This is a genomic window from Microbacterium sp., assembly GCF_036566905.1.
GTDB lineage: Bacteria > Actinomycetota > Actinomycetes > Actinomycetales > Microbacteriaceae > Microbacterium.
Genome location: NZ_DATCVK010000033.1, coordinates 16,733 through 28,822 on the forward strand (window position 1 = coordinate 16,733; position 12,090 = coordinate 28,822).

The window sequence follows — 12,090 nt, forward strand, 5'->3', positions numbered from 1 at the left end:
TCCCCCTCTGTCATGGGCCTGAGAGCTTCGCCGGGATGCGAGGCATCCGGCTTTCACCGTCGGCGGATTCGCGAGCTTCGCTCGAAATCGCTTTCCAGAGTCGGCCTGCCCGAACGGTACGCGGTACCTGAGAGATTGGCGGGGAGGCTTGCTCCTTCGGTGCTCGGCGATCGCGCTGCCGAGGCTCTCCCGCCCGGGTGATGGGCCGTATTGACTTGCGCAGCAAGCATAGCGGTCGTGGCCGTCAGCCGACGCAGGAGCCCGTCGACACGGTGTTCGACAGCGACGGCGCGCGGGCCGCCACCGGGTCGAGCTCGGCCATCGTCATGGCGTAACCGAGGTTCTCGTCGTTCTCCGCACGGGCGAAGACGACACCGGCCACCGCGCCGTCGTCGGTGAGCAGCGGGCCGCCCGAGTTGCCGGGGCGCACGACGGCGTCGAGCGCGTAGATCTCGCGCGGGTTCCACGACTCGTCGTACACGTCGGGCACGTTCGCGGTGCCTACCGACTCCACCCCGGCCGGGACCATGGTGAACGGGCCGCCGTAGGGGTAGCCCTGCACGGCCGCCGCGTCACCGGGCGCAAGCGTCGGCGAGAACGGCAGGACGTCGGCGCCCAGGTCGTCCACCGCGATCACCGCGAGGTCGTCGATCGGATCGAAGTACACGACGCGTCCCTCGCGCGCCGCGACGCCCGGCAACTCGACGATGGGCGTGTCGACGCCGGCGACGACATGGGCGTTCGTGACGACGCGGTCCTCCGCGATGACGAACCCGCTCCCGGCCGATCCGCGCCCGCAGGCGTACGCGTTGCCCGACACGCGGGCGACGGATGCCGCGGCCCGCTGCAGCTCCGGATCGTCCAGCGCCACCGGGGGCGCCGGATCCACCGTCGTGGGGCCGAGCAGCTGGCCGAGGCCCGGCAGGCTGTCGTCCAGCACCGCGCCGCGCAGCTGGGCCAGTGCCGCCGCGACGGGGTCGGGCGTGGCCGCCTCGATCCCGCGCAGGATGTTCGACGAGGCGACGGCGGACGACACGACCGGGATGCCGGCGACGGCGATCGCCGGGGCGACGAAGGCGAGGGCGAGGATCGCGGCGAGCACCGAGGCGATGCCGCCGAGGAAGCGCTCGATGCCGCGGAGCTTGAGCCGGTCCGCGCCGGAGCGCAGCGCCGAGCCGATGGCTGCGCCGATCGCGGCGCCAGCGAAGACCAGTCCGATCGCGGTGAGGATCACGGCCGGGCCGCGCCAGACGGGCGAGGGCACCCACGTGCTGACCAGCGGGGTTAGCCAGTAGGCAGCGAACGCACCCGCGGCGAGCCCGGCGAGCGTGCCGATGCTGGCGAAGAAGCCGCGCTGGACACCGCCGATGCAGGCGGCGACGAGGAGGAGGACGATCAGCACGTCGACGACGATCATCCCCACCCCTTCCGCCGTCAGGACCCGTCTCGACAGGCTACGCATCGCGCCTGGGAGAACGGCCGCGACGCCGGCTCACCGGCGTGTCGGGAAGCGGACGCAGGCGGTGCGTCAGAGCTGCTTCGCCGCCAGCTCCCTGCGCACCTCGTCGCGCAGCATCCCCTGGTTCTCGGGATCGGGAGCGGCACCCAGCAGCGTCCGCGTGTAGTGGTGCTGCGGGTCGAGGATGACCGTGTCGGCGGGCCCCCGCTCGACGATGTCGCCGCGATACATCACCAGGATGTCGTCGGAGAAGTGGCGAGCGGTCGCGAGGTCGTGGGTGATGTAGAGCACGCCCAGATGGTCCTCGCGCTGCAGCTGCGCGAGCAGGTTCAGCACGCCGAGACGGATCGACACGTCGAGCATGGAGACCGGCTCGTCGGCGATGATGAACTGCGCCCCGGGCGCGAGCGCCCTCGCGATCGCGACGCGCTGGCGCTGACCGCCCGACAGCTCGTGCGGGCGGCGCTCCGCCATCTTGTCGGTCGGCGTGAGGCGCACGCGGTCGAGCAGTTCGAGCACGCGCCGGCGCACCTCCGCGTTGCCGATCCCCGGATTGTGGATGCGCAGCGGACGTTCGAGGTGATGCTCGATCGAGTGAAACGGGTTCAGCGACGCGAACGGGTCCTGGAACACCATCTGCACGTCGCCCCGGTAGGCCGCGACCTCGCGGCTGCGGCCTCCGGCCGGCTTGCCGTCCAGCAGGATCTGCCCGCTCGTCGGATTCTCGAGGCGTGCCAGCATCTTCGCGATGGTGGACTTTCCCGACCCGGACTCGCCCACCAGCGCGATCGTGCGGCCGGCCTCGAGCGTGAACGAGACGTCCTTCACCGCGTGGAGGGTGGAGAAGCTCAGACCGCTGCGGAGCCGGAAGTCCTTGACGAGGTTGCGGGCCTCGAGTGTGCGCTGCCCGCGCGCGGTGGGTGCCTGGGCGCTCATGCGGTTCCTCCTTCGAGCGGGACGGCGCCCGCGGCCGGGCCCAGCGTCGCCGAGACCGGCTGCGTCCCGGTGCGCACGAAGTCGCCCCGGTCGCCGCGCAGGCTGGGGAAGCTCGACAGCAGCTTCTTGGTGTACTCGTGCTGCGGGTCGCGGTAGATCTCGGTGGCGGTGCCGAGCTCGACGATCCCGCCCTGCAGCATGACGGCGATGCGGTCGCTGATCTCGATCAGCATGGGCAGGTCGTGCGTGATGAAGATCACGGCGAACCCGAGCCGCTCGCGCAGGCGCATGATCTCGCGGATGATGCCGCGCTGCACCACGACGTCGAGCGCGGTGGTCGGCTCGTCCATGATCATGACCTGCGGGTCGAGGGCGAGCGCCATCGCGATCATGACGCGCTGGCGCATGCCGCCCGACAGCTCGTGCGGAAAGCTCGACAGGCGCTTCGGGTCGACGCCCACGAGCTCGAGGAGCTCCTCGCTGCGCTGCTGCTTCTCACGCTTGGACATCTCCGGCCGGTGCGTCGTGAACACGTCGAACAGCTGGGCGCGGACGTTGATGACCGGGTTCAGCGAGTTCATCGCACCCTGGAAGACCATCGACACCTTGTCCCACCGGAAGCGCCGCAGCTCCTCGTCGGCGAGCCCGACGACGTCGATGTCCTCGCCCGAGCGGTCGTGGAACACGATCTCGCCGGAGGTCATCAGCGCCGGCGGCTTCAGCAGCCGATTGACTCCGTAGGCGAACGTGGACTTGCCGCAGCCCGACTCGCCGGCGAGGCCGAGGATCTCGCCCCGGTGCAGGGTGAGCGATACGTCCCGCACGGCCTTCACCGGCGGGTCGACCTCGTATTCGATCGACACGTTCCTCGCTGTGAGGACGGCATCGCGGTTCATGCCTCGGCTCCGTTCGGGGTGCGGATCGACTCGACGCCGCGGCCGGCGCGCTTCGCCTTGCGCACGCGCCGCGCGTTCTCCGGGGCGAGGCGGAGCTTCGGGTTGATGATCTCGTCGATCGAGAAGTTGATCAGCGACAGCCCGGCGCCGAGCAGCGCGATCATGAGGCCGGGCGGGACGAACCACCACCACGCCCCGGTGCCGAGCGCCTGACCGGTCTGCGCGTCGTTGAGCATCGTGCCCCACGTGATCGATCCGGTGGGCCCGAGTCCGAGGTACGACAGGCCGGCCTCGCCGAGGATCGCGAAGATGATCGCGAAGAGGAACTGGGCGGCCAGGAGCGGCAGCAGATTGGGCAGGATCTCGACGCGGATGATGCGCGTCGTCCTCTCCCCCGCCACGCGGCTGGCGGCGACGTAGTCGCGTGAGCGCAGCGAGCGCGCCTGCGCCCGGAGGACGACCGCCGAGCCCGCCCACCCGGTGATGCCGAGCACGACGGCCACCAGCAGCCAGCTCCGCCCCGGGATATAGGTGGCGATCACCATGACGAGGGGAAGGCCCGGGATGACGAGCATGATGTTGGTGAACAGCGACAGGATCTCGTCCCACCAGCCGCCCTTGTAGCCCGCGATGATGCCGAAGACGATCGACAGGATGAGCGCGATGAGGCCTGCGGTGATGCCGACCATGAGCGACCCCCGGGTGCCCCATGCGAGCTGGGCCAGCACGTCGTAGCCGAGCTTCGTCGTGCCGAGGAGGTGCTCCGGGCTCGGCGGCGACAGCGCCGGGTTGTCGGAGTCCATGGGGTCCTGGCAGAACACCGGCCCCAGGATGCCGAAGAGCACGATCCCGATGACGATGATGAGGCCGAGCGCGAGCTTGAGCGACATCCGCGGCAGCAGCTGGCGGATCCCGCGCCGAGCGGCGGATGCCTCGTCCCGGGCCGCGACGACCTCGGCGTCGACGGGCGGGGTCATGAGCGCGCCGGGGGCGACGATCGCGGGGTCGATGGTGCGGTCGGAGAGCGTCTCGGGGATGCTCTCGAGATCGGTGGTCGACGGTTCGGTCACTTCGACCCTCTCAGACATTGTGACGCGCCCTCGGGTCGATGAATCCGTAGACGATGTCCATGATGAAGTTCGCCGCGAGCACCGCGACGGTGATCACGAGGAACACGCCCTGCATGAGCGCGTAGTCGCTGTTCTGCACGGACTGGATCATGAGTTTGCCGATGCCGGGGTACGTGAAGACCTGCTCCATCACGATGGAGCCGGCCACCACGAAGCCGAGCGAGATGCTGAAGCCGGCGATGGACGGGATCGCCGCGTTGCGCGTGGCATAGGTGCGGAGGATCCGCATCGGCTTCAGCCCCTTGGCCTCGGCCGTGACGATGTAATCCTCCGACACGGTCGACACCATCATGTTGCGCATACCGAGCAGCCATCCGCCGACCGAGCTCAGCACGATCGTGAGGGCCGGCAGGAACCCGTGATAGATCGCGCTGCCGATGAAGTCCCAGCTCCACTCCGGGCCGTCGGGGAACGCCCACACGTCGTAGCCGCCGAAGATCGGGAAGACGCCGAGCGCGACCGAGAAGATCGCGACCAGCACGAGCGCCAGCCAGAAGTACGGGATCGACTGCAGCACGGTCGTGAAGGGCACGAGATGATCCACCCAGGTGCCCCGCCGCCAGCCCACCCAGGCGCCGATGCCGACGCCGAGCACGAACGAGATGACGGTGGCGAGGCCGACCAGGATGACCGTCCACGGCAGCGCCGCGGCGATGAGCTCGGTCACCGGGGTCGGGTACTTCGTGACCGAGACGCCCAGATCTCCCTGGAGCATCCGGCCCCAGTACGCGACGTACTGCTCCCACATCGACGACGAGTCGCCGCCGAGCAGGGCCTTGATGTTGCGAACGGTCGTCTCGTTGAGCTCGCCGCCCGCGCGCTGCATCTTCGCGAGGAGGATGTCGGCGGGGTCACCGGGCAGAAGCCTCGGCAGGAGGAAGTTGAGGGAGATCGTCGCCCACAGTGTCACCACATAGAACGCGATCCGCCGCGCATAGAACTTCATTGCGGCCTGCTCCTCCGTGCCGCGGCTTCTGCCCGGTTCTGCATTACTTCACCGGCTCCAGGTGCTGGAGGACGTAGCCGGACGCGACCGAGCCCCAGGCGGGCGGGAAGGCGTACAGGTCGTCCTCGGTCGGCCAGCCCGTGAAGTCCTTCGTGTTGAAGAACGTCTGCGTGGCGTTGATGACGAGCGGGATGTAAGGCAGGTCGCGCACGATCTCGGCCTGCACTGCGGCGTACGCCTCCTGCTTGACGGCCTCGTCGTCCGTGGCGGCGGCCGCGGCCACTGCCTCGTTCACGATGGCGTTGTCGTAGCGGCTGAAGTTCCAGCGCCCGGTGGGAACCTCCTGGCCGACCTGCGAGGTCGACTCACCGGTGAACCAGTCCTTGTAGATCTGGAACGGGTCGGCGACAGAGGTGCCGATGACGCCGCCCATGATGAGCTGGTACTGACCGGTCTGGCGGGCGTCCGAGAACTCCTGCCACTGCACCGTCGACGCGTTGACCTTGATGCCGGCCTCCGCCGCCTGCTCGGAGATGAGCTTGGCCGCGTCGTTGTAGTCGGTCCAGCCGTCGACCGAGACGAGGCTCAGCTCGAGCGGGGCGCCGTCCTTCGCGTAGAAGCCGTCGCCGCCCTTCGTGTAGCCGGCCGCCTCGAGGATCTCACCGGCGGCCTCGGCGTCGGGCGACTGCGGGCTCACCTCGTTCGCGGGGTCGGCGACCCACTTCTGGTCGCGCGGCAGCAGTGCGAATGTGGGCGAGATGTCGCCGGTCAGGCCGACGAACGCCTTCTCCTTGATCGTGGCGCGGTCGATCGCGACATTGAGCGCCTGGCGGACGGCCACGTCGGTCTGCGGACCGGTGCAGCCGAGGTCCGCGTTGGAGCAGGTGTAGAGCACGGTCGGGTCCTGCGGCGTGTTCAGCATGCTGATCACCCCGTTGGAGGTCACCGAGTCGGGGTTGGGCACGAACATCCCGGTCCAGTCGAGCTCGCCGGCGGTCAGCAGGTCCTGCGCCGACTGGTTCGCGTCGATGCCGATGTACTGCACCTTCTTGATCGCGGGCACGCCCTCGTCACGGAAGTCGTCGTTCGCGACGACGGTGTACGAGGCATCCGTCACCTTGTCGACGACGTACGGACCGGTGCCGACCGGCTCCTCGTCGGTGAACGTGGTGTAGTCGTCGACCTCCGACCAGATGTGCTCGGGCAGCATCCAGGTGGTGCCGAGGATCTGGAACTCGTTGGTGAACTGCGGCGTCTCGTAGGTGAGCACGACGGTCGTGTCGTCGGTCGCCTCGGCCGAGATGAGACCGTCGCGGTGGTTCGGCTCGTAGTTGAACGTGAACGCGGCGTCCTCGGCGGTGAAGTCCTCGCCGTCGTTCCACTTCACGCCGTCCTTGAGCTTCACCGTGATGACGGTGCCGTCCTCGTTGTACTCGAAGCTCTCCCCGAGCATCGGCGCGGGCGCCTCGTCGGCCGTCTTGTTGTAGAAGAACAGCGGCTCGTAGATCGGGCCGAGCGCAGCGTGGAGCACGCTCGGCGAGAAGGGGTTGAAGTTGGCCTCGATGGGAGTCTGGCTGCCGGCCCAGACCCTGAGGGTGCGTCCGTCGGAATCACCGCTGTCGTCGCCGCCACCACCGGCACAGCCCGACAGGCCGATGCCGAGGATCGCTGTCCCGGCTACGGCGATGAGCGCCGCTCGGCGCTTCGCGTTTCGAATCATCGTTGGTTCTTTCTCTCGTGCGGCATTGCAGGGAGGAGTGCGAGGGCACCCGGGGCATTCATTAAGTACTGAGCCCTAACAAATGTTTGAACGTAAACCTAACAAACATTCCCTCCGCTTCGCACCCCTCCACGACCGTGGGCACGTCACGTCTTCACAACGGTTCGGCCGAAAGGCTCGTCGGCTGCTGACATTACGACCGCGGTTTGGCTTCTGGTCGTCATGACACTATGATCGAATCGACAGTTAGAGTCACTATGACCAGAACAGCTCCTGACACCCCCTCCTCCGCCGACGCGATCCGCGTGGCGGTATCGACCGTGATCTTCACGCTGCGCCGCCTGCCTGGCAGCGACGCGGTCCAGGTCGTGCTCCCGCTGGTGCGCCGCACGCGGGATCCCCACGAGGGGCAGTGGGCGCTTCCGGGCGGCTGGCTCGACGCGGCCGAGGGGCTCGCCGCCGCGGCATCGCGCACCCTCGGCGAGACCACGGGACTGGCGCCGAGCTATCTCGAGCAGCTGTACGCGTTCGGCGCCGTCGATCGCTCCCCCACCCGCGTCGTCTCGATCGTGTACTGGGCGCTGCTGCGCGCCGACGAGATCACCGACAGCACCGTCGAGAACGTCTCGTGGTTCGACGCCGCGTCCCTGCCCTCGCTCGCCTTCGATCACAACGAGATCGTCGAATACGCGCTGTGGCGTCTGCGCAACAAGGTCGGCTACAGCCGCATCGCACATGGCCTCCTCGCCGACGAGTTCACGCTGGCGGATCTGCGAGAGGTGTACGAGGCGATCCTCGGCCGGCGGCTCGACCCGGCGAACTTCCGCCGTCAGGTGGAGAACTCCGGCACCCTCATCCCCACCGACCGCTTCCGCACGGGCAGTCACCGCCCGGCGCGCCTGTACCGCTACAACCAGGATGTCGAGCTCGCCGACCGCGGCCCGCTCGACGCCCGCGACTGACCGACCCGAACGGAGCGCCCGACATGCCTGCCGTCAACATCACCCTCAACCCTCGACCCGAACTCGACGCCTCTGTCGATCACGCGATCCAGGCGATCATCCTGGGCGCGTCGACCGGCGAGACCTGCAACACGGATCTCGCCGCCGGCCCGTGGGACTTCGACACGCGCCCCGGCTACGGTCCGGGCTCGTCGATGGGTGACGTCATCCCGACGGGATCCCCGCGCCAGGGCGAGTTGCCCCGTGAGTACCGCGAGGCGTCCGAGGCGAAGCTCGCCGAACGCATCCGCATCGCCAAGGCGAGCCTCGGCGACCGGGTCGTGGTGCTCGGCCACTTCTACCAGCGCGAAGAGGTCATCGTGCACGCCGACTACGTGGGCGACTCGTTCCAGCTCGCGAACGCGGCACTGGAGCACCCGGATGCCGAGGCGATCGTGTTCTGCGGCGTCCACTTCATGGCCGAGACCGCCGATCTGCTGTCGCGCCCGGAGCAGGCCGTGATCCTGCCGAACCTCGCCGCCGGCTGCTCGATGGCCGACATGGCCGACATCGACCAGGTCGAGGACTGCTGGGAGCAGCTCGCCGAGGTGTACGGCGACATGGACGCCGTCGATGCGGACGGCCTCGTGCCCGTCATCCCGGTCACCTACATGAACTCCTCGGCCGCGATCAAGGGCTTCGTCGGTCGGCACGGCGGCATCGTCTGCACGTCGTCGAACGCGCGGACCGTGCTCGAGTGGGCGTTCCAGCGCGGCCGCCGCGTGCTCTTCTTCCCCGACCAGCACCTCGGCCGCAACACCGCGAAGGCGATGGGCGTGCCCCTCGAGCAGATGCCGATGTGGAATCCCCGCAAGCCTCTCGGTGGGGCTTCCGTCGATGCCATCGAGGACGCGCGCGTCATCCTGTGGCACGGCTTCTGCTCGGTGCACCGCCGCTTCTCGGTCGAGCAGATCGAGAAGGCCCGCGCCGAGCACCCCGGCGTGCGCGTCATCGTGCACCCCGAGTGCCCGATGGACGTCGTTGACGCGGCCGACGAGTCCGGTTCGACCGACTACATCCGCAAGGCGATCGAAGCCGCCATCGAGCCGACCGCGTTCGCGATCGGCACCGAGGTGAACCTCGTGCAGCGCCTCGCGGCGGAGCACCCGCAGCACGAGATCTTCTGCCTCGACCCGGTGGTGTGCCCGTGCTCGACGATGTACCGCATCCACCCGGGGTACCTCGCGTGGGTGCTCGAAGGACTCGTGGCGGGCGAGGTTCGCAACCGCATCACGGTGCCGCAGGACGTCGCCGACCCGGCACGCCTGGCACTGGAGCGGATGCTGGCGGCCAAGCCGCCGGCAGCCCCCGCGGCCGCCTGGGAGCACGCGTCATGACCGTGTCGGCGGCAGGGCCCCGCGCGATCGTCGTCGGTTCGGGGATCGCCGGATTGCTGACCGCGCTGCACGCCGTCGCGCACGGCTGCCGCGTGACGCTCGTCACCAAGGACGTGCTCGAGCACGCCAACACGCGCTACGCGCAGGGCGGGATCGCCGGCGTCATGTTCGACGACGACCGTGTCGAGGACCACGTGCGCGACACGCTCGTGGCGGGCGCGGGGCTCAGCGACCCTGACGCCGTGCGGGTGCTCGTCGACGAGGGCCCGGCGCGCATCCGCGAGCTCGTCGCCCTCGGCGTCGCGTTCGACCGCGACGCCGCCGGCGGGTTCGTGAAGGGCCTCGAGGCCGCGCACTCGTATCCGCGCATCCTGCACGCGGGCGGCGATGCCACCGGCACGGCGATCGAGAAGGCGCTGGTCGCCGGGCTGCGCGCGAGCGACGTGACCGTGATCGAGCACGCCTTCCTGGTCGGCCTGGTGCTCGATGGCGTCGCGTCAGGCGCACGGCGGGTCACCGGGGTGGAGCTGCTCGTCGGCGAGACGGATGCCGCCCCCGGCCGCCGCGAGACCCTCCACGCCGACGCGGTCGTGCTGGCCACGGGCGGCGCGGGCGAGCTGTACGCGCACTCGACCAACCCCGAGGTGGCGACGGGCGACGGCATCGCCGCGGCGATCCGCGCGGGAGCCGAGGTCGCCGACCTCGAGTTCTTCCAGTTCCACCCGACGGTACTCGAAGGCAAGGCTGACGCCGCCGGGCTCGAAGGCAAGGCTGACGCCGGCCGGCTCGAAGGCAAGGCTGACGCCGCCGGGCTTGCGGCGGGCGAGTCCTTCCTGGTGTCGGAGGCGGTGCGCGGCGAGGGCGCGACGCTCGTCGACGAGAACGGCCGCCGGTTCGTCTTCGATGCCCACCGCGATGGCGAGCTGGCGCCCCGCGACGTCGTCGCCCGGGCGATCGCGCGGCAGATGGAGGCCCAGGACGGACGCCCGGTGCTTCTCGACGCGACGCATATCCACTCGTCCGATGCCGACGAGCGCGCAGCGTTCCTCGCACGGCGCTTCCCGACGATCGACCGGGCCGTCCGTGAGCGGGGTCTCGACTGGGCGCGCGAGCCGATCCCGGTGACGCCGGCCGCCCACTACCTGATGGGCGGCGTTGCCACCGACCTGTTCGGCCGCACGTCCCTGCCGGGCCTCTACGCCGTGGGCGAGGTCGCCCGCACCGGCGTGCACGGCGCGAACCGCCTCGCGTCGAACTCGCTGCTCGAAGGCGCGGTGTTCGGCGCGCGCGCCGGCGACGTGATCGCCGCCGACACGGTGTCCGGGGCGTGGACGGGCCCGAGACGTTCCGTCTCCTCGCTCGACGACGGGGCCGCCATGCCGTTCGACCCGCTCGACGACCGATCGTCCGGCGAGCGCAGCGCGACGAATCGTACTCCCGTCCCCGCGGAGCCGTTCTCGCGGCGAGCGCTGCAGCAGCTCATGTGGGAGCACGCCGGCCTCGTGCGCGACGAGGACGGACTCGGGCACGCGGCATCCCTCATCGCCCATTGGCGGGCGCAGCTGCGCACGCCGGTGAGCGAGCACGACTTCGAGGACGAGAACCTGCTGCTCCTCGCCGCGCGGGTCGTCGCCGCGGCACGCGCCCGCCGGGAGTCTGTCGGCGCCCACTTCCGGTCCGACGACCCTGCGGCCGCAAGTCCTCAGGATCTGCACCAGGCCACCGTCACGGTCGCTCCCGTCGCGTCGGTCGCCGCGCTTCGGAGGAGTTCGGCACTTCCGGTCGCCGAGGAGGCGGTCGCATGCTGACCCGGGCGATCATCGACCGCACGGTCGCGGCCGCGCTCGAAGAGGACGCGCCATGGGGCGACCTCACGAGCGAGGCGCTCATCCCCGAGAACGCCGTCGCCCGCGCCGACCTCGTGGCGCGCGAACGCGGAGTGTTCTCGGGGGGCGAGGTGTTCGAGGCCGCGTTCCGCCTGACGGACCCCGCCATCGACGTCGAGCTCGTCGTCGACGACGGCGAGTGGTTCGAGCCGGGGGCGGTGCTCGCGGTCGTGACCGGAGCCGCCCGCGGAGTACTCACGGCCGAGCGCATCGGACTCAACTTCGTCCAACGCATGTCGGGCATCGCGACGCTCACCGGCACCTACGTCGCCGAGGTGGCCCACACCCGCGCCCGCATCGCCGACACGCGCAAGACGACACCGGGCCTGCGCGCCTTCGAGCGCAAGGCCGTCCGCGACGGCGGCGGCCGCAACCACCGTCACTCCCTGTCGGACGCCGTCATGGCGAAGGACAACCACCTCGCCGTCCTCGCGCAGAAGGGCGTCTCGCCCACGGCGGCGCTGCTCGCCGCGAAGGACCTCCTCCCCCACACCACGCACATCGAGGTCGAGGTCGACCGGATCGAGCAGATCGAGCCCGTGCTCGCCGCGGGGATCGGCACCATCATGCTCGACAACTTCTCGCTCGACGAGCTCCGCACCGGCGTCGCCCAGGTCGCGGGTCGCGCGACCGTCGAGGCGTCGGGCGGCGTGTCGCTCGAGACGGTGCGCGCCATCGCCGAGACGGGCGTCGACGTGATCTCGGTCGGCGCCCTGACCCACTCCGCCCGCGCGCTCGATCTGGGGCTCGACGTGCGGATCGACGCCCCCTGAACCACG

General features: G+C 69.9%; 10 protein-coding genes and 2 riboswitches. Of the genes, 4 read left to right on the forward strand and 6 right to left on the reverse strand.

Going from position 1 to position 12,090, the window contains the following annotated elements; genetic code table 11:
- A riboswitch (glycine riboswitch) is annotated at window positions 1–103 on the reverse strand.
- Window position 104: 1 nt separating this feature from the next.
- Window positions 105–202: riboswitch (glycine riboswitch) on the reverse strand.
- Window positions 203–244: 42 nt separating this feature from the next.
- The 6 genes from VIP82_RS03315 to VIP82_RS03340 form a co-directional block, all read right to left on the reverse strand.
- Window positions 245–1,417, reverse strand: a complete 1,173-nt coding sequence (locus VIP82_RS03315; protein WP_331905865.1) for a MarP family serine protease — start codon at window positions 1,415–1,417, stop codon at window positions 245–247.
- 111 nt (window positions 1,418–1,528) lie between these two features.
- Window positions 1,529–2,395: an ABC transporter ATP-binding protein gene (locus VIP82_RS03320; protein WP_331905866.1), complete on the reverse strand. Its 867-nt coding sequence runs from the start codon at window positions 2,393–2,395 to the stop codon at window positions 1,529–1,531.
- Window positions 2,392–3,291 carry an ABC transporter ATP-binding protein gene (locus VIP82_RS03325; protein ID WP_331905867.1) on the reverse strand — a complete coding sequence of 300 codons (900 nt, stop codon included), beginning with the start codon at window positions 3,289–3,291 and terminating at the stop codon, window positions 2,392–2,394. The genes VIP82_RS03320 and VIP82_RS03325 overlap by 4 nt, the downstream gene beginning before the upstream one ends.
- On the reverse strand, window positions 3,288–4,268 hold the full coding sequence (locus tag VIP82_RS03330; protein ID WP_331905913.1) for an ABC transporter permease: 981 nt from the start codon (window positions 4,266–4,268) through the stop codon (window positions 3,288–3,290). The genes VIP82_RS03325 and VIP82_RS03330 overlap by 4 nt, the downstream gene beginning before the upstream one ends.
- Window positions 4,269–4,371: 103 nt before the next feature.
- Complete coding sequence (locus VIP82_RS03335) at window positions 4,372–5,367, reverse strand: ABC transporter permease (protein WP_331905868.1); 996 nt, start codon at window positions 5,365–5,367, stop codon at window positions 4,372–4,374.
- A gap of 43 nt (window positions 5,368–5,410) precedes the next feature.
- Window positions 5,411–7,087 (reverse strand): ABC transporter substrate-binding protein, encoded by a 1,677-nt coding sequence (locus VIP82_RS03340; RefSeq protein WP_331905869.1) that lies wholly within the window; start codon window positions 7,085–7,087, stop codon window positions 5,411–5,413.
- A 257-nt stretch (window positions 7,088–7,344) separates the two neighbouring features.
- Here VIP82_RS03340 and VIP82_RS03345 point away from each other — a divergent pair, with 257 nt between their 5' ends.
- The 4 genes from VIP82_RS03345 to nadC are packed head-to-tail and all read left to right on the forward strand — an operon-like array spanning window position 7,345 to window position 12,084.
- The gene (locus VIP82_RS03345; protein ID WP_331905870.1) at window positions 7,345–8,049 is read left to right on the forward strand and encodes an NUDIX hydrolase; all 705 of its coding nucleotides are present in this window, start codon (window positions 7,345–7,347) and stop codon (window positions 8,047–8,049) included.
- A gap of 23 nt (window positions 8,050–8,072) precedes the next feature.
- A complete protein-coding gene (nadA, locus tag VIP82_RS03350) occupies window positions 8,073–9,425 on the forward strand; it encodes a quinolinate synthase NadA (protein ID WP_331905871.1) in 1,353 nt (450 codons plus the stop codon).
- Entirely contained in the window at window positions 9,422–11,233 is a 1,812-nt protein-coding gene (locus VIP82_RS03355; protein ID WP_331905872.1) for an L-aspartate oxidase, read from the forward strand. The genes nadA and VIP82_RS03355 overlap by 4 nt, the downstream gene beginning before the upstream one ends.
- Window positions 11,227–12,084 carry a carboxylating nicotinate-nucleotide diphosphorylase gene (gene nadC / locus VIP82_RS03360; RefSeq protein ID WP_331905873.1) on the forward strand — a complete coding sequence of 286 codons (858 nt, stop codon included), beginning with the start codon at window positions 11,227–11,229 and terminating at the stop codon, window positions 12,082–12,084. Before VIP82_RS03355 ends, nadC begins: the two co-directional genes overlap by 7 nt.
- Window positions 12,085–12,090: the final 6 nt, after the last annotated feature.

What these genes read in the sequence shown, in the direction of transcription:
- VIP82_RS03315 (WP_331905865.1), bottom strand. Translation starts at nt 1,417, where the DNA reads ATGATCGTCGTCGACGTGCTGATCGTCCTCCTCCTCGTCGCCGCCTGC.
- VIP82_RS03320 (WP_331905866.1), bottom strand. Translation starts at nt 2,395, where the DNA reads ATGAGCGCCCAGGCACCCACCGCGCGCGGGCAGCGCACACTCGAGGCC.
- VIP82_RS03325 (WP_331905867.1), bottom strand. Translation starts at nt 3,291, where the DNA reads ATGAACCGCGATGCCGTCCTCACAGCGAGGAACGTGTCGATCGAATAC.
- VIP82_RS03330 (WP_331905913.1), bottom strand. Translation starts at nt 4,268, where the DNA reads ATGACCCCGCCCGTCGACGCCGAGGTCGTCGCGGCCCGGGACGAGGCA.
- VIP82_RS03335 (WP_331905868.1), bottom strand. Translation starts at nt 5,367, where the DNA reads ATGAAGTTCTATGCGCGGCGGATCGCGTTCTATGTGGTGACACTGTGG.
- VIP82_RS03340 (WP_331905869.1), bottom strand. Translation starts at nt 7,087, where the DNA reads ATGATTCGAAACGCGAAGCGCCGAGCGGCGCTCATCGCCGTAGCCGGG.
- VIP82_RS03345 (WP_331905870.1), top strand. Translation starts at nt 7,345, where the DNA reads ATGACCAGAACAGCTCCTGACACCCCCTCCTCCGCCGACGCGATCCGC.
- nadA (WP_331905871.1), top strand. Translation starts at nt 8,073, where the DNA reads ATGCCTGCCGTCAACATCACCCTCAACCCTCGACCCGAACTCGACGCC.
- VIP82_RS03355 (WP_331905872.1), top strand. Translation starts at nt 9,422, where the DNA reads ATGACCGTGTCGGCGGCAGGGCCCCGCGCGATCGTCGTCGGTTCGGGG.
- nadC (WP_331905873.1), top strand. Translation starts at nt 11,227, where the DNA reads ATGCTGACCCGGGCGATCATCGACCGCACGGTCGCGGCCGCGCTCGAA.